The organism is Agreia sp. PsM10 (assembly GCF_030433855.1).
Classification (GTDB): domain Bacteria; phylum Actinomycetota; class Actinomycetes; order Actinomycetales; family Microbacteriaceae; genus Agreia.
Genome location: NZ_JARUXC010000002.1, coordinates 69,033 through 91,148, shown reverse-complemented (window position 1 = coordinate 91,148; position 22,116 = coordinate 69,033). Strand labels below are relative to the sequence as shown.

Annotated in this window: 19 protein-coding genes; 8 read left to right on the top strand and 11 right to left on the bottom strand. The window is 69.2% G+C overall.

The genetic code is table 11. The features are described from left to right. Nucleotides 1-161 precede the first annotated feature (161 nt). The 5 genes from araA to QCD70_RS02470 all read right to left on the bottom strand — a co-directional run bounded on the left by araA (nt 162) and on the right by QCD70_RS02470 (nt 5,847). Entirely contained in the window at nt 162-1,679 is a 1,518-nt protein-coding gene (araA, locus tag QCD70_RS02490) for an L-arabinose isomerase (RefSeq protein ID WP_301213562.1), read from the bottom strand. Further along, nucleotides 1,676-2,398 (bottom strand): L-ribulose-5-phosphate 4-epimerase, encoded by a 723-nt coding sequence (locus tag QCD70_RS02485; RefSeq protein ID WP_441004904.1) that lies wholly within the window; start codon nt 2,396-2,398, stop codon nt 1,676-1,678. Before QCD70_RS02485 ends, araA begins: the two co-directional genes overlap by 4 nt. After that, nucleotides 2,395-4,071, bottom strand: a complete 1,677-nt coding sequence (gene araB / locus QCD70_RS02480) for a ribulokinase (protein ID WP_301213561.1) — start codon at nt 4,069-4,071, stop codon at nt 2,395-2,397. The genes QCD70_RS02485 and araB overlap by 4 nt, the downstream gene beginning before the upstream one ends. Before the next feature lie 103 nt (nt 4,072-4,174). Next, nucleotides 4,175-5,194 (bottom strand): LacI family DNA-binding transcriptional regulator, encoded by a 1,020-nt coding sequence (locus QCD70_RS02475; protein ID WP_301213560.1) that lies wholly within the window; start codon nt 5,192-5,194, stop codon nt 4,175-4,177. Continuing rightward, on the bottom strand, nt 5,191-5,847 hold the full coding sequence (locus tag QCD70_RS02470) for a hypothetical protein (protein ID WP_301213559.1): 657 nt from the start codon (nt 5,845-5,847) through the stop codon (nt 5,191-5,193). The genes QCD70_RS02475 and QCD70_RS02470 overlap by 4 nt, the downstream gene beginning before the upstream one ends. A 141-nt stretch (nt 5,848-5,988) precedes the next feature. Between QCD70_RS02470 and QCD70_RS02465 the strand changes: the two genes are divergently transcribed. Together QCD70_RS02465 and QCD70_RS02460 are read left to right on the top strand one after the other, a co-directional pair. Then, on the top strand, nt 5,989-6,573 hold the full coding sequence (locus tag QCD70_RS02465) for a hypothetical protein (protein ID WP_301213558.1): 585 nt from the start codon (nt 5,989-5,991) through the stop codon (nt 6,571-6,573). 2 nt (nt 6,574-6,575) lie between these two features. Further along, nucleotides 6,576-9,125 carry a LuxR C-terminal-related transcriptional regulator gene (locus QCD70_RS02460; RefSeq protein ID WP_301213557.1) on the top strand — a complete coding sequence of 850 codons (2,550 nt, stop codon included), beginning with the start codon at nt 6,576-6,578 and terminating at the stop codon, nt 9,123-9,125. Nucleotides 9,126-9,137: 12 nt separating this feature from the next. Here the strand turns inward: QCD70_RS02460 and QCD70_RS02455 are convergent, their stop codons facing one another. From QCD70_RS02455 to QCD70_RS02440, 4 genes are all read right to left on the bottom strand, one after another. After that, entirely contained in the window at nt 9,138-9,974 is an 837-nt protein-coding gene (locus QCD70_RS02455; protein ID WP_301213556.1) for a MetQ/NlpA family ABC transporter substrate-binding protein, read from the bottom strand. 41 nt (nt 9,975-10,015) lie between these two features. After that, entirely contained in the window at nt 10,016-10,723 is a 708-nt protein-coding gene (locus QCD70_RS02450) for a methionine ABC transporter permease (protein ID WP_301213555.1), read from the bottom strand. Further along, on the bottom strand, nt 10,720-11,715 hold the full coding sequence (locus tag QCD70_RS02445; protein ID WP_301213554.1) for a methionine ABC transporter ATP-binding protein: 996 nt from the start codon (nt 11,713-11,715) through the stop codon (nt 10,720-10,722). The genes QCD70_RS02450 and QCD70_RS02445 overlap by 4 nt, the downstream gene beginning before the upstream one ends. Nucleotides 11,716-11,815: 100 nt before the next feature. Beyond that, entirely contained in the window at nt 11,816-12,277 is a 462-nt protein-coding gene (locus tag QCD70_RS02440; protein ID WP_301213553.1) for a GNAT family N-acetyltransferase, read from the bottom strand. 67 nt (nt 12,278-12,344) lie between these two features. Between QCD70_RS02440 and QCD70_RS02435 the strand changes: the two genes are divergently transcribed. Next, nucleotides 12,345-13,097 (top strand): ArsR/SmtB family transcription factor, encoded by a 753-nt coding sequence (locus tag QCD70_RS02435; RefSeq protein WP_301213888.1) that lies wholly within the window; start codon nt 12,345-12,347, stop codon nt 13,095-13,097. Nucleotides 13,098-13,151: 54 nt separating this feature from the next. On the opposite strand, the gene QCD70_RS02430 is transcribed toward QCD70_RS02435, so the two are convergent. Further along, nucleotides 13,152-14,492, bottom strand: coding sequence for an O-acetylhomoserine aminocarboxypropyltransferase/cysteine synthase family protein (locus QCD70_RS02430; protein WP_301213552.1), 1,341 nt, complete (start codon nt 14,490-14,492; stop codon nt 13,152-13,154). Continuing rightward, nucleotides 14,489-15,688, bottom strand: a complete 1,200-nt coding sequence (locus QCD70_RS02425; RefSeq protein WP_301213551.1) for a MalY/PatB family protein — start codon at nt 15,686-15,688, stop codon at nt 14,489-14,491. Before QCD70_RS02425 ends, QCD70_RS02430 begins: the two co-directional genes overlap by 4 nt. A 98-nt stretch (nt 15,689-15,786) precedes the next feature. Here QCD70_RS02425 and QCD70_RS02420 point away from each other — a divergent pair, with 98 nt between their 5' ends. From QCD70_RS02420 to QCD70_RS02400, 5 genes are all read left to right on the top strand, one after another. Then, entirely contained in the window at nt 15,787-17,229 is a 1,443-nt protein-coding gene (locus QCD70_RS02420; RefSeq protein WP_301213550.1) for an NtaA/DmoA family FMN-dependent monooxygenase, read from the top strand. 185 nt (nt 17,230-17,414) lie between these two features. Beyond that, nucleotides 17,415-18,284, top strand: a complete 870-nt coding sequence (locus QCD70_RS02415) for a DUF1684 domain-containing protein (protein WP_301213549.1) — start codon at nt 17,415-17,417, stop codon at nt 18,282-18,284. Further along, on the top strand, nt 18,281-19,531 hold the full coding sequence (locus QCD70_RS02410) for an LLM class flavin-dependent oxidoreductase (RefSeq protein ID WP_301213548.1): 1,251 nt from the start codon (nt 18,281-18,283) through the stop codon (nt 19,529-19,531). Before QCD70_RS02415 ends, QCD70_RS02410 begins: the two co-directional genes overlap by 4 nt. After that, nucleotides 19,528-20,907: an NtaA/DmoA family FMN-dependent monooxygenase gene (locus QCD70_RS02405; protein WP_301213547.1), complete on the top strand. Its 1,380-nt coding sequence runs from the start codon at nt 19,528-19,530 to the stop codon at nt 20,905-20,907. The genes QCD70_RS02410 and QCD70_RS02405 overlap by 4 nt, the downstream gene beginning before the upstream one ends. Beyond that, entirely contained in the window at nt 20,907-22,070 is a 1,164-nt protein-coding gene (locus QCD70_RS02400) for an FAD-dependent oxidoreductase (protein WP_301213546.1), read from the top strand. The genes QCD70_RS02405 and QCD70_RS02400 overlap by 1 nt, the downstream gene beginning before the upstream one ends. Nucleotides 22,071-22,116 lie beyond the last annotated feature (46 nt).

Below are 22,116 nucleotides of genomic sequence, written 5' to 3'. Positions count from 1 at the left end.
TAGTAGGGTGCATCATGTTCACCTTGTAGTCAAGAAGTTAACGCATAGCCGACAGAGAATGTGACCGGTCACTCGATAGGTGCAACAACGCCACCATGAGAAAGGCCCGCCGGGCCGCACCGCGATGGATGCGACCCGTCGGGCCCAGGGGACGACTCGGGTCAGATCGCCTGCGCAAGGCGGTAGTAGGCCGCGTTCCAGCGCACCTCTTTGGCGAACTCGCGCAGTTCGGTGTTCTCGTCGATGACGAGCAGCTCGGTCTTCGCGATCTCGGCGAAGTCCTGGAACACCTCGAGGCCGATCGTCGTCGACATCACCGTGTGGTGCGCCGCACCGGCCGTGAGCCACGCGGCGGCCGACGTCTGGAAGTTCGGCTCGGGCTTCCACACGGCACGCCCGACGGGAAGCTTCGGCAACGGAGCCGTGGGCTGCACGACCTCGACCACGTTGGCCACCAGGCGGAAGCGGTCGCGCATGTCGCTCAGGGCGACCACGACGGCGGGGCCGGAGTCGGCGGTGAAGACCAGGCGCACCGGGTCGTCCTTGCCGCCGATACCGAGCGCGTGGATCTCGAGGGTCGGCTTCGCCGTGGTGAGCGACGGGCTGACCTCGAGCATGTGGGCGCCCAGGATGAGCTCCGCCCCGGGAGTCATGTCGTAGGTGTAGTCCTCCATGAGGCTCGCGCCTCCGGGCAGGCCCGCACCCATCACGTTGGCGGCGCGCACGAGCACCGCCGTCTTCCAGTCGCCCTCGGCACCGAAGCCGTAGCCCTCGGCCATCAGGCGCTGAACGGCGAGACCCGGAAGCTGCTTCAGCCCGCCGAGGTCTTCGAAGCTCGTGGTGAAGGCTGAGAATCCTTCGGCCTCGAGGAAGGAGCGCAGCCCCAGTTCGATGCGCGCACCGTCGCGCAGCGACTCGTGACGCTCTGCACCCTTGCGCAGTTCGGGGACGACGTCGTAGAGCTCTTCGTACTCCGCCACGAGGGCGTCGACATCGGCATCGCTCTGCGCATCCACGACCTCGACCAGCTCGTTGACACCCCAGGTGTTGACCTGCACGCCGAACCGCAGCTCGGCCTCGGTCTTGTCGCCCTCGGTGACCGCGACGTAGCGCATGTTGTCGCCGAACCGGGCGAGCTTCAGCTCGTGCGTGGCTGCCCAGCCGGCGGCCGCGCGGCTCCAGTCCGAGATCTGCTTCTGCACGCTCGGGTCGGTGACGTGGCCGACGACGGTCTTGCGGGCCACGCCGAGGCGGGCCTGGATGTAACCGAACTCGCGGTCGCCGTGCGCCGCCTGATTGAGATTCATGAAGTCGAAGTCGATCTCGCCCCAGGGCAGTTCGACGTTCGCCTGCGTGTGCAGGTGCAGCAAGGGCTTCCGCAGCAGGTCGAGGCCCGTGATCCACATCTTGGCCGGCGAGAACGTGTGCATCCAGGCTGTGACGCCGATGACCTTGTCGTTCGCGTTGACCTCGAGGGCCATGCGACGGATCGCGTCGGAGTCGGTCAGCACCGGCTTCCACACGATGCGAACCGGGATGCCCGTGGACGCCTCGAGCGTGTCGGCGATCGTCTTCGACTGCTCGGCCACCTGGCGGAGGGTCTCCTCTCCGTAGAGGCCCTGGCTGCCGGTGAGGAACCAGATCTCGTAGTCGTCGAGGGTGGTGCGGAGTGTGCTCATGCGAGGGATCCTTCGGGGTTCTGTCCGTAGACGTTCTGGTAGCGGTCGAAGAGGGAGTCGATCGCGGGCTCGGGAATCTCGACCGGCGCGCCGAGCTGGCGGGAGATGTGCACGGTACGGGCGACGTCCTCGACCATGACGGCGGCCTTCACCGCGTCGCGGGCATCTTTTCCGATCGTGAACGGGCCGTGGCTCTTCATGAGCACGGCGCGCGAGCGGTGGCCCTTCAGCGTCTCGACGATGCCGCGCCCGATCGAGTCGTCGCCGATGATGGCGAACGGCCCGATCGGGATCTCGCCGCCGAACTCGTCGGCCATGGCGGTGATGACGCACGGGATCGGCTCGGCGCGCGCGGCCCAGGCGACCGCGTAGGTGGAGTGCGTGTGCACCACTCCCCCGACCTCGGGCATGTGCCGGTACACGTAGGCGTGTGCCGCCGTGTCGCTCGAGGGCGAGCGCTCGGAGCCCGGCGTGCCGGGGATGACGGCGCCGTCGAGGTCGCAGAGGATCATGTTCTCCGGCGCGAGGTCGTCGTAGTCGACGCCCGAGGGCTTGATCACGAACAGGTCGGCGCCCGGAACGCGGCCCGAGATGTTGCCTCCCGTCCAGATGACCAGGCCGTAGCGCACCAGCTCGCCGTGCAGCCGCGCGACGTCGTCGCGGACGCGCGCGATCGCATCCTGGATCTCGGGGGTGAACTCTGTCACGGTGTCGCTCACGCGAGGGCCTTCTTTCTGGCGGTCTTCAGCCGCTTCATCACGTCGTTGGCGCCGCGACCGAAGTAGTCGTGCAGCTCGGAGTAGTCGGCGTAGAGGTCGTCGTAGGCGTCGGCGTTGGCCTCGTTCGGCACGTAGACGGCCTCATCGAGGCGGCCCATGGCATTGCTCGCGGCGAGCACGTCGGGGTAGGCGCCGGCCGCGACGGCAGCGTGGATGGCGGAGCCGAGCGCGGGGCCCTGGGTGCTGGCGAGGATCGAGATCGGCAGGCGCAGAATGTCGCTGTAGGTCTGCATGAGGAACGCGTTCTTGATGAGTCCGCCGGCCACGATGAACTCGGTGACCTCGACGCCGGAGGCGTTGAACGTCTCGATGATCTTGCGGGTTCCGTAGGCCGTCGACTCGAGGAGCGCCCGGTAGATCTCTTCCGCGCGGGTCGCGAGCGTCTGGCCGACGAGCAGGCCCGACAGCTCGGTGTCGACGAGCACGGAGCGGTTGCCGTTGTTCCAGTCGAGGGCCAGCAGTCCGTGACCGCCCACCGGCTGGTGCTCGCTGAGCTCGGTCAGATACTGGTGGATGCTGATGCCGCGTGCGTCTGCCGCCTCGCGATAGTGGGCGGGCACCTGGTTCTCGACGTACCAGGCGAAGATGTCTCCGACGCCGGACTGCCCCGCCTCGTAGCCGTAGAGGCCCGAGACGATGCCGCCGTCGACGACGCCGCACATGCCGGGCACCTCTTTCAGCACCTCGGCGTTCATCACGTGGCAGGTCGAGGTGCCCATGATGGCCACCATCTGTCCGGGCTTGACTGCTCGGGCGGCGGGGGCGGTCACGTGGGCGTCGACGTTGCCGACGGCCACCGCGATGCCCTCGGGCAGGCCCGTCCAGGCCGCGGCCTCCGCGGAGAGCCGACCCGCGGCATCCCCCAGCTGGCCGATGCGGTGCTCGACTTTGCTGGTGGCGAAGTCGGCGAAATCGGGGTTGAGGGCTGCGAGGAAGTCGGACGACGGGTACTCCCCGTCTTGCCAGATGCCCTTGTAGCCGGCGGTGCAGGCGTTGCGCACGTACTCGCCGGTGAGCTGCCAGACGATCCAGTCGGCGGCCTCGACCCAGTGGTCCATGCGGTTGTAGAGCTCGGGGTCCTCTTCGAGAAGCTGCAGGCCCTTGGCGAACTCCCACTCGCTCGAGATGAGCCCTCCGTAGCGGGGCAGCCAGGCCTCGCCGCGCTCTTCCGCGACGCGGTTGATGCGGTCGGCCTGGGGCTGGGCGGCGTGGTGCTTCCACAGCTTCACGTAGGCGTGGGGGCGGTCGGCGTATTCGGGCAGCTCGTTCAGCGGAGTGCCGTCGGCCAGGGTCGGAACCATGGTGCAGGCGGTGAAGTCGGTGCCGACCCCGATGACCTTCGACGGGTCGATGCCCGCCTCGGCCAGCGCGGCGGGAACGGTGTGCTTGAGCACATCGACGTAGTCGCTCGGCACCTGCAGGGCCCACTCGGGCGGCAGGGCGGCTCCGGATGCGGCGAGCGTGCGATCCATGACCGCGTGCGGGTATTCGAGAACACCGCTGCCCAGTTCGGCGCCGTCGCTGACGCGCACGACGACCGCTCTGCCCGAGAGCGTTCCATAGTCGATGCCGACGACGTAGCGCTCGTCGTCGTTCGTGTCGGAAGTGCTCATCGGGGGAACTCCTTTGTTCGCGTCACGCGGTGGATCCGGTTAATGTGACCGTTCACATTGCCGTCTTCATGTTACCTGAGCGGCGCCGCCCGATGTCAAGCGCTCACCGCGCGTGCGGCGGAGCCGTCGATGCTCGAACGATGAGGTCGGGAACCAGGGCGCGCTCCTCCGCCGGCGTGCCGCGGATCGCCGCCAGCAGCAGCGCGATGCAGCGCCGCCCGAACTCGTCGAAGTCCTGCCGCACGGTCGTGAGCGGCGGCCAGAAATGCGAGGCCTCGGGAATGTCGTCGAAACCGACGACGCTCACGTCACCCGGGACATCCAACCCCGCGTCGCGGAGCGCGTGAAGCAGGCCCAGCGCCATCTGGTCGTTCGCCGAGAACACGGCGGTGACGTCGCCCTCTCTGGCGATCCTCTGCCCGGCGAGATAACCCGACTCCGGCGTCCAGTCGCCGACGAGCGGCTCGCTGGGGGCGAGCCCCGCGGCCTCGAGCTCGGCGTGGAAGCCCACGATGCGCGCCTCCGCCTCGATCCAGTCGAGCGGGCCCGCCAGGTGCCGGATGCGCGTGTGCCCCAGCTCCAGGAGGTGCCGCGTGGCGCGCCTGGCCCCCGTGATCTGGTCGACCGAGAGCGCGTGATCGCCGCGACGACCGGTGGACTGCATCGTGACGAACGGAAGTTCGAGCCCTCGCGAGACCAGCGCGTCGAACACACGCACCTGCGGCGCGATCACCACCAGACCCTCGATCCCGAGGTCGAGCAGGTGGGTGAGCGCCGCCTGGATCTCGTCGACGTCGTTGCCGTCGACATTGACCGTGTTCACGAAGTAGCCCTCGGCGCGGGCCGCCCGCTCGATGGCGCGGATGCTCGATGCCGGCCCGTACTGCGCACTCGACGCCGACAGCACGCCGAGGGTCGCCGAGCGAGAGGTGACCAGGGCACGGGCCGCGCGGTTGGGTCGGTAGTTGAGCTCGCCCATCACGGCGAGCACCCGCTCCTTGGTCTCGGGCCGGATGCTCGGGTGCGCGTTGAGCACGCGCGAGACGGTCTGGTGCGAGACCCCCGCAATGCGGGCGACGTCGCGGATGCTGGGGGCGCGCCCGGATGCCGGCGGCTGCGTCACTCGGCCCTCCGCAGGGCGTGCGCCATCCACCACCACACCAGGGAGCCCGCGGCCGCATAGACGAGGAGCGAGAAGATCGTGGCGAGGATCGAGGCCGCAAAGGTCAGAGCGATTCCGGACGCGTCCTCCCCCGAGACGGAGCCGCTGCCGAGGACGGCGCCGAAGACGATCGTGATCAGCGGCGCGATCAGCGGAGACATGACGGTCGACGCGATGAGGCCGATGCCGACCAGGATCCCCGTCGCGCTCCAGGTCACCGCCCACGGGCGAGCGACTCCGACCGACGCGATCATGGCCTTGCCGATCCAGATGCCCGCCCAGCCGACCGCGGCGCCCAGCAGCATGCCGACGATCAGCACGAGCCACGCCACCCAGGCATGCTGAGGCGACAGCCCCACGGCCTCGAGAACGGAATCGAGGGGCCTTACCTGGTAGCCGTCGGACTGTCGGGCGATGCCCTGCACGAGCGACATGATCACGACGATGAGGAACAGGACGCCGGCCAGCGTCACGATGGTCAGGCCGGCGGTGAGAACGGTGTTCGACACGGCGCCCGCCAACCACGCGCGATTGCGGTGCGCCCGCGTCAGAGGCGGCCTCACGACGCGCTCGTTCGGGTACGAGAAGCCGGGCGGCTGAGTCAACTGGCTCACACGATCTCCTGTCGAACGTCGTGCCGTCAGGATACCGGCTGGCTCGATTCGCGGCCCGTACCCCCCGCGCGGGTGTTTAATGAATCATCATGACGATATGGGACTTCCCTGATTCCACCCGATCGACCCCGCACTCCTGACGTGACGAGAACAGGGGGCAGATCATGGATCGTATCGGCGTGGAGTACGTCGATGCTGCTTCAGTGCGCGGCATTCGGAGCCCTGACGGCCGTGCTCATCACGGCCATGAGCCCGATCACCTCGTCGATCGCCCTCGCCTCTCCGGTGGCCTACTCCCTCGTGGGATCGATCTCGTCGCTCGGCCCGCTGATCGCCGCCCGGTGGCTGCGCGCACCGGGCTCGCTCCTGATCACGGCACTCGTGGCCGGCCTCCTGGCGATGCCCTTCACCGCGCTCGGATTCCTGATCCTCGTGGCGCTGGGACTGCCCGCGCTCGCCGGCGAACTGGTGCTGCTGGCCAGCAGCTTCTCCACCAGACCTCGAGAGGCGTCCTGGTACGCCGCGGCCGCCACCCTCGCCCTGGTGCTCTTCGCCATCTCGCTCGTCGTGATCGATCCGGCGGTCATGTCGCCGTGGGTGGTCATCCTCACGCTGGGCGGCCGGATGCTGTCGATTCTGCTGCTCGCTGCCGTCGCCGTGCGCGTCGAGAAGGCGCTCACACGGTCGGGCCTCCGTCGGCGGCCCGTCGGCGGGGGCACCCTGTGACGGTGTGGGGCGCGCCGCGACTGCCGCCCAACTTCGTGTCCAGGCCCGGACTGGTGGAGATCCTCGAGGCTCCGGTTCCGCTCGCCATCGTGCACGGGCCGGCCGGTGCGGGCAAGACGTCGCTGCTCGCCGAGTGGGCGGCCGGAACGGCCCAGCACGGCGTCTGGGTGCAGTTCGAGACGGCCGACACGACCGGGCCCGCGGCTGTCTCGATGATCGCCGCCGAGCTGTCGGCCGCGGGAATGATCGCCGAGCCGAACCCCCTCCATCTGGCCGACGCGGCGATGGCGGGCGGCGCCGACGAATGGTCGTTGCTGCGTCGTGGCCTGCAGGCGCTCGGTCGCGAGCTCGTTCTCGTGATCGACCGCGCCGATCTCCTGATCCCCTCCGAGCTGCAGTCGCTCCTGTCGATTCTTCCCCGCGTGGAGGGCCTGCGACTCGTCCTCTCGACACGACGCATCTCCGTCGTCGACGCCTCGACCCCCGTCGTCGGCGTCGTGCGCTCCGTCATCGGGTGGAAGGAGCTCGCCTTCTCCCGCTCCGACGTCCGCGTCGCCCTCGGTGCGGGCGAGACCGAGCAGCTCGTCGACGAGGTGGTGCGTTTCGGCGGTTCGCCCCTGCTCACGCGCGCCCTCGCAGCGGCCGGACCGAGGACATCCGATGTGCCCGAGCGGATCGCCCGCGCCGTCGACACCTACGCGAGCTACGTCTGGGCGAACACGGCGGCCAGCGGCGATTCCGGCGCGAGCGCCGAGCAGTACCGCTCCTTCCTCCTCTCCATCTCGATCGCCGATGTGCTCGACGCCGAGCTGGCCGAGACCCTCTCCGGATCGCCGCTCGCGGCGGCGCTGCTCGATCGCGCCGAACGCGACGGGCTCGGACTCTGGCACGGCGAAGGCGCCACCCGCACCTTCACCCTCACGCCGCTGCTGCGCGAGACCTTCCTGCGCGAGCTGACAGGCGAGAGACGCGGCTCCCTGGTCGAACTGCGTCGGCAGGTCGCCGTGTGGTCGCACGCGCACGGCCGGCCTTTCGAGGCCCTCGACTTCGCGGTGCGCGCCAAAGACCTCGCCTTCGCGTCGACGGTCGCTCGCAGTTCGTGGATGCTGCTGCTGCGCAACCACGGGTCTCAGGTCATCGAGACCTTCGCCACCACCCCTCTCGTGGCACTGCGCCAGTACCCGCTCCTCTCGCTGCTTCTCGCGCTGATCTTCAACGCACGCGCACACCACCGGGTTCGGGCGATCGAGTTCTTCGGCCTCGCGATCGCCTCCTCGCGCATCCTCGGGTCGCGCGCCGCCCCGGCCGACCGCGCACTGTTCCGCACGATCGAGAGCAGCTCGCTGCGGGTGCTCGGGTCGTTCGAGCCTGCGCTCTCCGCGGCGGAATCGGCCTACGAGACGCTCATGGGGCTCGACCTCGAAGACCTCGCCAGACTCGGCCGTCTGCAGCCTGCGCTCTTCAATCACGTGGGCATCAGCTTCTTCTACAACGGGCGCATGGAGAAGGCCATGGCCAGCTTCCGCCGCAGCTCGTCGATCGGAGAGGCCGAGAACGTGCCGTCGGGACTCGAGGGCCTCGCGCTCGAAGCGGGAGCCGCAGCCATCACGGGAGATCTCGTGACGGCCGAGGACCGCTCGGCCGATGCGGTGCGCCGCCACTGGCCCGATGGGTGGATCACCGGATACATGGGCAGCTTCTACCAGGTCGCCGAGGCGTTCATCGCGCTCGAACGCTTCGATGCAGACAAGGCCGACGAGCACGTGCGCTCACTCGACCGGCACCGTGCGACCATCGAGCATTGGCCGATCCTCGCGCACCTCGATGCCCTGATCGCCATGTTCCGCGGAGACCCCGATCGCGCTCTGCTCGACCTCGAACGAGAGATCGCCACCCATTCGAAGCGCTCCTCGCTCGGCCCCTTCACGGCGGCACGGCTCCGAGCCACCCGGTCGCTCCTGCACCTCGCGGCGGGCGATGCCGACGCCGCCGAGAACGCCCTGGCGGTTCAGGGCCGGCGCGCGCGGCGCGACACGGTCGCCCTGGCCCGCATCATGCTGGCACGAGGAAATCCCGACGGCGCCCTCGAACTGCTCGGGCAGACCGCGCCCGGCAACGATCAGACGCCCCGGGTCGAGGGCGAGGTGCTGGTACTCATGGCCGCCGCGCTCACGGCCGGCGAACGGACCGAGGCATCCGCCGCCACGCGGCGGGCGGCGACCTTCCTGCAGCACAGCCACCAGGGACTCGCCTTCGCACTCATCCCCGAGCTGCACCAGCGCCCGATGATGCCGGGCATGCTCGCCGTGAATCCCGCCCTCGCGTCCGCTCCGTCGCTCGTGCCGGTCGCGGAGACCAGGGTGTCGCTCACCGCCAGGGAGGAGGCGGTCGCCGAACAGCTGGCGCGCTTCGCCTCGATCTCGGACATCGCGACGGCGTTGACCGTGTCGCCGAACACGGTCAAGAGCCAGCTCAGGTCGATCTACCGCAAGCTCGGCGTCTCGAATAGGGCAGACGCGATCGCCGTACTGAGCCAGCGTCGCGTGCCCTGAGACGGGCCGAGGCTAGGAGACGGGAACGACGAGCCCGCCCCAGGTCTCGTCGATGTAGTCCTTGGTCTCCTGCGAGGTCAGCAGCTCGTAGAGCTTCGCGACCCGCGGGTCGTCCTTGAGCTTGTCGCTGGTGGCCAGCACGTTGAAGTACGGGCTGTCGCTGCCCTCGATGAGAATGGCCTGCTTGGCGGTGAGACCAGCGGGAAGCGCGAAGGAGATCGTGACGAACGCCGTGTCGACGTCGGCGACCGCCTGGGCGAGGGTGGCGTTCTCGATCTCGACGAACTCGTAGTCGTGCGGGTTCTCGGTGATGTCGGCGAGCACCGTCGGCTCGTCGGTGACCTCGATCAGGCCCTCGGAGGCGAGGATCTTGAGGGCGCGGCCCTCGTTGGTCGGGTCGTTGGGGATGGCGATCTTCGCGCCGTCCTTCAGATCGTCGAGGCTCGTGATCGTGTCGCTGTAGAACGCCGCACTGGGCAGGTAGACCTCGCCCGCGCTGACCAGCGTGCCGCCGGCCTGCTCGTTGTACGTCTCGAGGAAGGTGCTGTTCTGGAAGAGGTTCGCGTCGATCGAGCCGTCGCTCAGGGCTGTGTTGGGCGTGTTGTAGTCGGTGAATTCGGTGAACTCGATCGTGAGGCCGGCGTCGGCGGCCAGGTTGTCGGAGACGAACGTGAGGATGTCGCCGGCGGGCGTCGCGAGCGCGCCTACCTTGATCGTGCCCAGGTCGCCCGAGCCGGAGCCGGAACCGGCGTCGGAGGGCGAATCGGAGGTGGTGGAGCACGCGGCGAGCGCGGTGAACGACAGTGCGGCCGTTGCGACGGCGGCGGCGATGCGGATGCTGTTCTTCATCAGGGTGCCTTTCGGATCGAGGTGCAGGGGTGGTGAGGAGATCAGGAGTTCTGGCGCTGGAGGCGTCGTGCGCCCCACGCCGCCAGGGCGGCGAGGGCCTGCACGATCAGGTAGATGACGATGATGACCGCCACCATGTGGATGGTGCTGTAGCGCTGGTAGCCGTAGCGGAACGCGACATCGCCGAGTCCGCCGCCGGCAACGGTGCCGACCATCGCCGAGAAGTTGATGATCGAGGTGACCGTGGTGGCGAGCCCGAGGAGGATGCTGGGGAGCGCCTCGGGCACGAGCACCTTGCGCACGATCTGCCACGAGGTCGCGCCCAGGGAGTCGGCCGCCTCGGACAGCCCGGGCTCGACCTCCTTGATCGCGATCTCGACCATGCGGGCGAAGAAGGGGATGGCCACCAGCGACAGCGGCACGATCGCGGCTGTCGAGCCGATGAACGTGCCGACGATGAGGCGGGTGAACGGGATGACCGCGATCATCAGGATGATGAACGGCACGCTGCGACCGAGGTTGACGACGAAGTCGAGGACCCGGTTGATGACGATGCCTGCGCGACGGGAGCCGAAGGGCGCAGAGAAGAGCCCGCCCTTCTCCGTGCCGACCAGCAGGATGCCGAGGGGCAGGCCGACGATGATCGTCACGAGCAGCGCGACGCCGACCATGTAGAGGGTCTGGCCTGTGCCGATCAGCAGCACCTCGAACAGGTCGGACCAGAACCCGGGAGCGGATGGGTCGATCATGCGTCCGCCCCTCCCACGACCTCGACGAGAAGCCCCTGGCCGCGCAGGTCGGCGAGCGCCCTGTCGATGTCGTCGCGCGCGCCGGGGAGGGCGAGCCGCGTGCGCCCGGCCTGATTGCCGCCGATGGTCTCGACGGCGGCGCCGAGGATGCTGACGTCGAGTCCGTGCACCCGTGCCAGCTGGGCGATCACCGGCCGGTCGGCCAGGCCGCCGCTGAAGGTGATGTCGACGACGGTGTGGCCGGCCGGGGTGTGCACCTCGCCGAGCGGGAACAGGTCGCGCGCGAGACGCGAACCCGGAGTGCGGATGAGGTCGACGAGGTTGCCGGTCTCCGTGACCCGGCCACCCTCGAGAAGGGCGGCCGAATCGCAGATCGTCTTGACGACATCCATCTCGTGGGTGATGAGCAGCACGGTCAGCCCGAGCTCGGCGTTGATCGTCTTGAGCAGCGCGAGGATCGATCGCGTCGTCTCGGGGTCGAGGGCGCTCGTGGCCTCGTCGCTGAGCAGCACCGACGGTTTCGCGGCGAGCGCGCGGGCGATTCCGACACGCTGCTTCTGCCCGCCCGAGAGCTGGCCCGGGTAGACCGACGCCTTGCTCGACAGGCCCACGAGGTCGAGGATCTCCGCCGCCCGGCGGCGACGCTCTCGCGCTTCGACGCCCACGATCTCGAGGGCGAGCTCGACGTTGCCCTGCACCGTGCGGCTGGTGAGCAGATTGAAGTGCTGGAAGATCATGCCGATGCCCCGCCGCGCACTGCGCAGCTCCGCGCCGGCGAGGCTCGTCAGAACGCGTCCGTCGACCTCGATGCTTCCCGAGTCGGGCCGCTCGAGCAGGTTGACGGTGCGGATGAGCGTGCTCTTACCCGCGCCGCTCTGGCCGGCGACGCCGAAGATCTCGCCTCGCTCGACCGTGAGGCTCACGTTGTCGAGGGCGGTGACCCGGCGGTCAGCGCGGCCGAACGTCTTGGTGACGTCGGTGATGGCGATCATGGGATTCCCGGGGGTCGGTGGTGCAGACGACATTGCACAGCACCGCGCAACTCAAGGTCTTCCCAGTGTGGCCGAGCCCGAACCGGCCGACCAATTCGTGTTACCGAATGTGAACGACGCGCTTCCAGGCGACCTCGCGGTCGAGCTGCCCGGTCCGCCGGAAGAGGGCGACCTGCGTCGTCTCGCCGAGAGCCGCGGCCAGCGATGCGGTCGACACCCGCTCGAAGCCGAGCTTCTGCCAGAACGGGCCGGAGCGCCGACTGAACAGCCAGGCATGCTCGATGCCCGCAGCCCGCGCCGCATCGAGGGCGAACCGCGCCAACTCGCTGCCGACTCCGGCTGCTCGAACGGAGGAGGCGACGGCCACGCTGCGGATCAGGGCGTCGGGCGCCGAGGGCGACCGCTCGAAGCCCGTGCTGCCGACGATCTCGCCCCGCTCCCCTCGCACGATCCAGTACCGCGCGCCCCGCACATCCAGCCCGGCCGTCGTAAGGTCGGCCTCCGCGAGAAAGTCATGCAATTCCGCGGTGTCGCGCGGATCCACGGGTATCGGTCGGATCATTCGATCGAGCGTAGCAACGGAAGAGAATCCTTGACAGGTGACCAAACAGTCACCTATTTTTGACGGCATGGACGAGGTGTTCCGGGCTCTGGCAGACCCCACGCGGCGGGCGATCCTCGACGCGCTGTTCATCGAAGACGGCCAGACCCTCGGCGCACTCGAGGCGCGGTTCGACATGAGCCGCTTCGGCGTGATGAAGCATGTGGGAATCCTGGAGGAGGCACGGCTCGTGGTCACTCGACGACGAGGCCGCGAGAAGCTGCACTTCCTCAATCCCGTGCCCATCCGGCTCGTGCACGACCGGTGGACGAGCAAGTACGCGGAACCCTGGACGGCCGCTCTCAGCGACCTCAAGACAGAACTGGAGAGAACCATGGAGAAGGTATTCGAGATCTACATCCGCACGACGCCCGAGCGTCTGTGGCACGCGATCACCGACACCGAGATGCGCAGCGTCTACAGCTTCGGCAATCGCATCGAGTCGGACTTCACCGAGGGGTCGAGCTATGTGCAGACCAATCCCAAGGCCAACGCGCCCCTCGGCGACGGGGTGAACCTCGTGGTCGATCCGCCTCGCAGACTGGTGCAGTCGATGGTGGCGCGCTGGAGCGACGAGGTCGCCTCCGAGGGCACCACCCGCATCACGTGGGAGATCGAGCAGGTCGGAGACTCGTGCCGCCTCGTCGTGACCCACGACGAGCTGCGCGAGGGCGCGAACGAGGAGCTGTACGGCGGCTGGCCGATGATCCTCTCCGGCCTCAAGACCCTGCTCGAGACCGGCGAGAAGCTCACCACGCCGGGTTCGCTGATGTACACCTGATCCGTTCCCTGAGCCCGTCGAAGGGCACGTCCGCTGAGGTTCCCTTCGACAGGCTCAGGGAACGATGACGCGGGCGAGCGCCTGGTCGAGGTCGGCGATGAGATCGTTCACGTCCTCGATGCCGACCGACAGCCTGATGAGCCCCGGGGTGATTCCCAGTCTCTGCCGCAGCTCCTCGGTGAACGAGATGTGCGTCGTCGTGGCGGGATGCAGCGCCATCGACCGCACGTCGCCGATGTTCGTCATGCGGGAGATGACACGCAGGCCGTCGAGGAAGCTCCGTGCCCCGGCTGCTCCCCCGCGAACGGTCACGGCGAAGACCGACCCGGTGCGGCCACCGTACAGACGCTGCGCCAGCTCGTACGCCGGGTTGGATTCCAGCCCGGCGAAGTCGACGCTCTCGACCTTCGGGTGCTGCTCGAGCCAGCGGGCGATCGTGACCGAGCTGTCGAGGTGCCGTTCCATGCGCAGTGACAGGGTCTCTATTCCCTGGTGCAGCAGGAACGAGTTGAAGGGCGACAGCGCCGGCCCGATGTCGTTGACCACGGCCTCGCGCGCGAGCCGCGCGTAGCCGGTGCGGCCGTAGCGCTCGAGCAGCGATCTGCCACCGGATGTCTGCGGCTCGGTCAGCAGCGGATAGCGCCTCTCCGAGGCGGCCCAGTCGAACGTGCCCCCATCGACGATCGCCCCGGAGAGCCCGGCGCCGTGGCCCGAGAGGAACTTCGTCGACGAGTGCACGACCACGGCGGCGCCGTGCTCGATCGGGCGGATCACGTAGGGCGACGCGATCGTGTTGTCGACCACGAGGGGGATGCCGTGCCGGGCGGCCACCCGGGCCACCTGGTCGATGTCGACGATGTCGTTCTTGGGATTGGGGATGGTCTCGGTGAAGATCGCCTTCGTGTTCGGCTGGATGACGCGATCCCACTCGTCGTCGTCCGCCGTGTTCCACACGTAGTCGACCGAGACACCGAAGCGGGCGAAGCTGCGCCCGAAGAGCACCCGCGTTCCGCTGTAGATGCTGGCGGTCGACACGATGCGCTCGCCGTTCTCCGCGAGCGCGAGCAGGGCCGCGGTGATCGCAGCCTGCCCCGACGAGACGACGATGGCCTCCGAGCCCCCTTCGAGCGAGGCGATGCGCTTCTCGGCCACGGCTCCTGAGGGGTTGCGCTGTCGGGAGTAGATGAGTCCGTCGGCGTCTCCGGAGAACCTGTCACGGGCGTCGTCGAACGAGTCGAAGCGGTAGCCGGCGGTCATCGCGATGGGCGAGACGCGGGCTCCGGCGTTGAGGTCGTCGTACTCGCCGGCGTGCACCTGGCGGGTGTCGAAGGCGTAGCCCTGCCAGTCGTATTCGGGCTGCGCGGCATCGGTCGCGGGCTGGTTCGCATCGGTCACAGAACACTGCTTTCTTTGGCTGAAGGGCTGAGACATCGACGCACGGCGGCCGCCATGTCGAGCACCGCCTGCTCGAGGATGGGCCGGGGCATGGCGAAGATGAGGCGCGCGTACCCCTCGTAGCCGCGACCGCAGAGGGATCCGTCGGTGAGCGTGACGCCCGCCTCGAGGCGGAAGAAGTCGGCGACCGAGCCGTCGATCCGCAGATCGGAGCAGTCCAGCCAGGCGATGTACGTCGCATCCGGGATCGTGTAGCGCACCTCGGGCAGGTGCTCGTCGAGCAGCTCCCCGAGAAGCCGGCGGTTGCCGTCGAGGTAGTCGACGACCTCGCCCAGCCACTCGCGCCCCTCGGTGTAGGCGACGGTCGCGGCGATCACGCCCGGGGTGGCGGCCCCGTGCATGACCGCGAACCCGAAGGTCTGGTACAGCTCCTCGTCTGACGTGTTCGAGGTGATCAGCTGCGCGGTCTTCAGGCCGGGCAGGTTCCAGGCCTTCGATGCCGACGTCGACGTGATCGTGTGCCTCGCCGTGGTCTCGGACAGCGACGCGTACGGGATGTGCGCGACGCCGTCGTAGCGCAGGGGCGCATGGATCTCGTCGGCGAACACACGCCCGTTGTGCCGGTCGACGATGCGGGCGATCGCCTCGAGCTCGTCGCGCGTGAGCACCGTTCCGGTGGGGTTCTGCGGGTTGCAGAGAATGAGCGTGCGGGCGCCGGCGCGGAAGGCCGCCTCGAGCCCGGCGAGGTCGTGCTGCCAGCGGCCGTCGGCGTTCACGACCCCGGGAACCTCGAAGACCTCGCGGCCCAGCGTGGGAACGAAGCTGAGGAACGGCATGTACGCCGGCGTGGGGATGATGACCCCCGTTCCGGATGGCGAGAACTTGGTGATGGCCACCTCGAGCGCGGCCATCACGTCGGAGACGGCGTGCACGTTCTGCCATGGAAAATCCCAGCCGTACTCGTCGCGGTGCCAGGCCGCGGTGGCCTTGCCCATCTCGTGCGAGGTCGCCGGAGCCAGGTAGCCCAGGTTGCCGTCGTCGATGGCCTGATGCAGCGCGCGGGTCACCTGCGGCGCCGTTCCGAAGTCCATCTCGGCCACCCAGGCTCCGATGGTTCCGGGGTGCAGGCTCCACTTGCGGCTCGAGGGGATGCTCAGCTCGGCACGGGTGATGTGGTCGAAGCGGGCGTGAGTCATGCAGCGATCGTACGGACAACGCGCCCGATCCCGTTCCTGCTTTACGCCATGTGTCATCGGCCCTCGGCGTTCCCCGTCTCCGCGCTTATGGTCGTCGCATGACCACCCCCACGCCTGTCCGCATGTTCGAACGCGATGGACAGCTGGTTCTCGGGGCGATGGTGCGCACGCTCGGGGCGTTCCCGTCCGGATGGCGGTATCCCGGCGCCCACAAGAACCCGGCGAACGACCCGGCGGCGCTCAAACGCCTCGCCCGCACCGCAGAGAAGGCCGGCCTCGACTTCCTCTTCCTGGGCGACTGGCTGTCGTCGAGCCCCGACCTCGAGTACACGGAACCGTCGCTCCTGGCGCGCATCGATCCGTTCAGCTCGGCCGCGTACCTCGCCGCCGTCACGAACCGCATCGGGCTGATCGCCACGGCCAGCACCGCGCATTCCGAGCCCTACGCGATCGCCCGGGCCGCGGCATCCATCGACCGTCTGAGCGGCGGGCGCTTCGGCCTCAACCTGACCGTGGGAACCGACCCGAGGGCCGGTGCGAATTTCGGCAGAACGGATGCCGGCGGCGCCGACGACAACCGCTTCGAGACCGGGGTCGAGTACGTGCGGCTGCTGCGCAGCCTCTGGGACAGCTGGGACGACGATGCCGTCGTGGCCGACGCGAAGCGCGGAATCCTGGTGGACCACTCACGGGTGGATCCGGTCGACCATGAGGGCAGGCGGTTCAGCGTGGCCGGGCCCCTCAATGCGCTGCGCCCCGTGCAGGGGCAGATACCCGTGGTGCACGCGGGTGTCTCGGTTCGCGCCAGGGAGTTCGCGGCGGCGCACGCCGACATCCACATCGTGGCGCCGTCGAGCCTCGGAGATGCGGTGAAGTTCTACCGCGAGGCGGGCCTCCGGGCGACGGCGGCCGGTCGGGCACCCGGCGACATCACGATCATCGCTCCCATCCTGCCCATCGTGGGCGAGACGCGACAGGCCGCCTTCGCGATCTACGACGAGCTCGTCGCGCTCGTGCCCCTCGACGACGGCAGCCCCCGCGCGCAGGCTCTCGGTCTGCCGGCGAGCCGGTCGACCTCGGCGCTCCTGCGCTCCGTGGGACTGCCCCTGCTCGAACGCGGCCTCGACGAGGCCGTGTCGCTCGCCACCGCCGAGCGCTTCAACGCCGTGGGGCAGCGCCTGCTCGAGGTCGTCGAGGCGCGCTCCGGGCGCACCGTCGGCGGCGCACGGCCGATCACCTATCGGCACCTCGTCGTCGCGCAGGCCATCGCGGCTCCGCTCGTCGTGGGATCGGCCATCGACATCGCCGATCACCTCGAGACCTGGTTCCGCGCCAGCGCCGCCGACGGCTTCGCCATCCAGAGCGCGTTCCTGCACGAGCAGTTCGACGCGTTCGCGCACTCCGTCGTACCCGAGCTGGTGCGCCGCGGCCTCGTGCACGAGGGCTACGACGCGAAGACCCTGCGAGGCCACCTGAACCTCACGAAGCCCCTTCGCGAGGCACCGGTCGCGCCGACGGTCGGCCCGCACTGGGTGATCTGACTCCTGCTCGAACGTCAGTAGTGCCCGCCGCGGACAAGAGGTACCGGCGCACCGGGCACCATTGACCGCATCGGGCGCTACTGGACTCGCGGGCGGCGTCAAGTTGCGTTACCTCGCGTTGCATCCATGACTCTCTGTGTCGGGGCATCACGGCGAAAAGCAGCCGACGTTCGTAGCGTGTGACCATGAGCACATTGCAGTCAGAATCCGAAGCCGCCGTCGATGACACCGCCTTCGCGGCCGAGTGGCAGGCATGGCACGAGGCCCACGAGAAGAACCGCGCAGACCCGCACGGATTCCTCGCGGTCACGAGCCTCAACTGGCTCGACGAGACGCCCACGAGATACCCGGATGCGCCGGGCGAGTGGTCGACGTCGGCCGCCGGCCCCGTGGTCACCCTCGCAGACGGAGAGCAGATCGTGGTCGACGGGCGGACCATCGCCGGCGGCGCCGAACCCGTCACCTACGAGTTCGGCGTCATCCCCGAGCGCGGCGGCATCACGGTGATCTCAGGCGACGCCGAGCTCGAAGTGGCCCGCCGCGGCGGCGCCGATATCGTGCGCCCGCGGCATCCATCGCACCCGACCCGCGTCGAGTATCAGGGCACGCCGGTCTACCCGCCCAACCGCAGGTGGGCCGCCGAGGGAACGTTCCGCCCGTTCGACGAGCCGAGGCCGGTGACCGTCGGCTCGGTGGCCGAAGGGCTCGAGCACATCTACGACTCCCCCGGCACGGTCGAGTTCGACCTCGCCGGCGAGCCGCTGTCGCTCACGGCCTTCAACGGCCCCACGCCCGGGTCGCTGTTCGTGCTCTTCACCGACGCCACCAGCGGGGTCACGACCTACGCCGCGAACCGCTCTTTGCAGATCGACGCACCAGATGACTCAGGTCGCGTGATCGTCGACTTCAACAGGGCCACGAACCTGCCCTGCGCCTACACCGAGTTCGCCACCTGCCCGCTGCCTCCCGCCGAGAACCGGCTGCCCGTCGGCATCGAGGCCGGCGAGAAGACGCCGCTGCACCCGAGCGCCGGAACGGACGGCGACGCGCGATGAGCCGCACCCCGTTCCACCTCGGCGTCGCCCTCGACGGGGCCGGCTGGCATCCCGCCGCGTGGCGCGACGCCACCGCGCGGCCCGAAGCCCTGTTCGACCCCGACTACTGGGTCTCGCTCGTCGTCGAGGCGCAGTCCGCCGGAATCGACCTCGTCACCATCGAGGACTCCTTCGGACTGCAGAGCGGTGGCTACGGACCCTTCGAGCTGCGCGGCGACGAGGTGCGCGGCCGGCTCGACGCGCTGCTGCTCGCCAACACCATCGCGGCGCAGGTGCCCGGCATCGGCATCGTGCCGACCGTGACCACCACGCACACCGAGCCGTTCCACACGGCCACGGGCATCCAGACCCTCGATCACGTCTCCGAAGGGTGGGCCGGATGGCGGGTGCAGGTCTCGGGCCGCTCCCACGAGGCCGCCCACGTGGGCCGCCGCGAGATCCCCGTGCTCGATCCCGCGCGCGCGGCGAGCGGCACCGACGAGGAGCAGACAGCACTCATCCGCAGCCTGTTCGGCGAGGCCGCCGACGCCATCGAGGTGGCTCGTCGACTCTGGGACAGCTGGGAGGACGACGCGGTGATCCGCGACGTGCCGACGGGCCGCTTCATCGACCGCGACCGGCTGCACTACGTCGACTTCGACGGCGAGAACTTCAGCGTGAAGGGGCCGTCGATCGTGCCGCGATCGCCCCAGGGCCAGCCCGTCGTCTTCGTTCTGGCTCACCAGACGGTGCCCTACGAGCTCGCCGTCGCCCAGGCCGACATCGTGGGCGTCACGCCGCACTCCGACGAGCACCTCGAGCAGATCCTCGGCGAGCTCGGCGACGCGGAGCTGTCCGTCGAGCGCCGCGCCGGCGAACCGCTGCGCGTCTGGACCGAGGCCGTGGTGCTCATCGAGGACACGAGCGAGGCCGCCGTCGCCGCCCTCGCGGCGCTCGACGACCTGCACGGGTCGCCCTACGCATCCGACGCCCTGATTCTGGCCGACACCGCAGAGAAGGTGGCCGCGCAGCTGCTGCGCTGGCAGCAGGCCGGCATCACCGGCGTGCGCCTGCGCCCCGCGCGCCTGCCGCTCGACCTCGAGCGCATCACGCACGAACTCGTGCCCGTGCTCGCCGAGACCGGCGTGCTCGAGCGGCCGGCATCCGCGTCGTCGTTGCGCGAACGCCTCGGTTTGGCGCGCGCCGTCAACCGCTACGCGAGCGCCAGCCCCGACACCGCCGAACTGATCGAAAGCGCCAGCCGATGACAACTCAGAAGCCCGTCAAGCAGATCCACCTCGCCGCGCACTTTCCCGGCGTGAACAACACCACCGTGTGGAGCGACGAGCGTTCGCAGAGCCAGATCGCGTTCTCGTCGTTCCGTCACTTCGCCCAGAACGCGGAGCGCGGCAAGTTCGACTTCCTGTTCCTGGCCGAAGGGCTGCGGCTGCGCGAGACGCGCGGCCTCATCCACGACCTCGACGTGGTCGGTCGCCCCAACACGCTCGCGATCCTCGCCGCGCTGGCCGGGGTCACGTCTCACATAGGGCTCGTCGGAACGCTGAGCTCGACCTTCAACGAGCCCTACGAGCTGGCCAGGCAGCTCGCGACCCTCGACCACCTCAGTCGCGGCCGCGCCGGCTGGAACATCGTCACCACGTCGGACGCATTCCACGGGGCGAACTTCCGTCGCGGCAAGTTCCTCGACCTCGCCGACCGCTACAGCCGCGCGAGTGAGTTCTTCGACGTCTCGTCGCAGCTGTGGGACAGCTGGGCCGATGACACGATCGTCGCCGACAAGGCATCGGGCGAGTTCGTGCGCACCTCTCGGCTCGGGCTCGTCGACCACCACGGACCGCAGTTCGACGTGACCGGCTACGCGACCCTGCCGCCCAGCCCGCAGCGGCATCCGGTGATCGTGCAGGCCGGCGATTCGCCCGACGGCCGCGACTTCGCGACCGGCTCGGCCGATGTCATCTTCTCGAGGCACGCCGACTACGAGGCCGGGCGCGCGTTCTACGACGACGTGAAAGGGCGATTGGATGCGGTGGGTCGCCCCCGCGATTCGCTCAAGATCCTGCCCGCCGCCACCTTCATCCTGGGCGACACGCACGCCGAGGCGCTGGAGCGGTCGCGCGAGATCTCCCGCCTGCAGGTGAGCCCGCAGACGGCCATCTCGTTTCTCGAGCAGGTGTGGAACACCGACCTCTCGGGCTACGACGTCGAGGGTCCGCTGCCCGAGATCGACCCCGTCGTCACGGCGGAGGGCGGCGCGAAGGGCCGCGCCCACGTGCACACCGACCCTGTCGCCACGGCGAATGCGTGGCGCGAACAGGCCGCGGCATCCGGCTGGTCGATTCGAGAGCTCGTGATCTCGTTCGCCGCGAAGCACACCTTCGTGGGCACGCCCGGCGTCGTCGCGGAGACGATCAACCGGCACGTGCAGGAGGACGCCTCGGACGGCTTCGTCATCGTGGGAAACACCAACCCGACCGGCCTCGACGAGTTCGTCGACCGGGTCATTCCCGAGCTGCAGGAGCGCGGCGTATACCGCACCGACTACGACGAGAACGCCACCCTGCACGAGACGCTCGGGCTGCCGGCTGTCTCTTCTCGTTCGGCCGCGGCGCTGGCCTCGGCGTAGTGGTCACGCGCGCAGACGTCGTCGTCGTGGGCGGCGGGGCCATGGGCTCCGCCGCCGCCTGGCAGCTCGCCCGGCGGGGGCGCGAGGTGACCCTGCTCGAACGCTTCGGCCCCGGGCACACGCAGGGCGCCTCGCACGGGGCCTCGCGCAACTTCAACCTCAGCTACGGCGACGACACCTACCTGTCGCTGCTGCGCGAGGCGCTGCCGCTGTGGCGCCAGCTCGAGGCGGAGTCAGGGGTCGCCGTGCTGGACCAGGTCGGGCTCGCCAATCACGGCACGAATCCGGCCTTCGATGCGGTGGCGTCGGCGTTGCCGACGTACGGTTTCGACGCGTCATTCCTCACACCGGAGGAGGCGGGCGAACGCTGGCCGGGCATCCGCTTCGATGGTCGAGTGCTCTTCACTCCCCAGGCCGGCAGGCTCGACGCGGATGCTGCGGTGTCGGCCCTGCAGCGGGCGGCGGCCGCGCGCGGCGCCGCGGTTCGGCACCATTCCCGGGTCGTCGCCATCCGGGTCGTGTCGGACGAATCGGTGCTCGTCGATGTGCAGCCGGTCGATCCCGACTCCGGCGAACCGGCCGGCGCGGTCGAGACGCTCGACGCTCGACGCGTCGTTGTGACCCTCGGCGCCTGGACGTCGAAACTTCTCGGTTCGTCGGTCCCCTCCATCGCGCTGCCGCGTCTCGTCGTGACGCAGGAGCAGCCCGCGCATTTCGCCGTGCGCGACGCGACGCTGACCTGGCCCGGCTTCAATCACGCCCCGAACCCCCTCGACCCGTCGTACGAGTACTGGTACTCGGGCGTCTACGGCATGTTCACGCCCGGCCAAGGCGTGAAGGCCGGATGGCACGGCACGGGCGCGGTGGTCGATCCCGATGCGCGCACGTTCGTCTCGGAGCCGGCCCAGCTGGCGGCGCTGCGGCGCTACGCCCGGGAGTGGCTTCCGGGCGCCGTCGCGGACTCCTTCGTCGAGATCAGCTGCACCTATACGACGACTCCCGACTCGAACTTCGTCGTCGACAGCGTCGGACCCGTCTCCGTGGGTGCGGGCTTCTCGGGCCACGGGTTCAAGTTCACGCCGTCGATCGGCCGCATCCTCGCCGACCTCGTCGATGGCACAGGTCTCGCGCCCGCCTTGTTCTCGCTCGCGGCGGCTCGGTGATCTCGATACGCGATGCTCGTTCCTCGCGGCGTATCGAGACCACCTC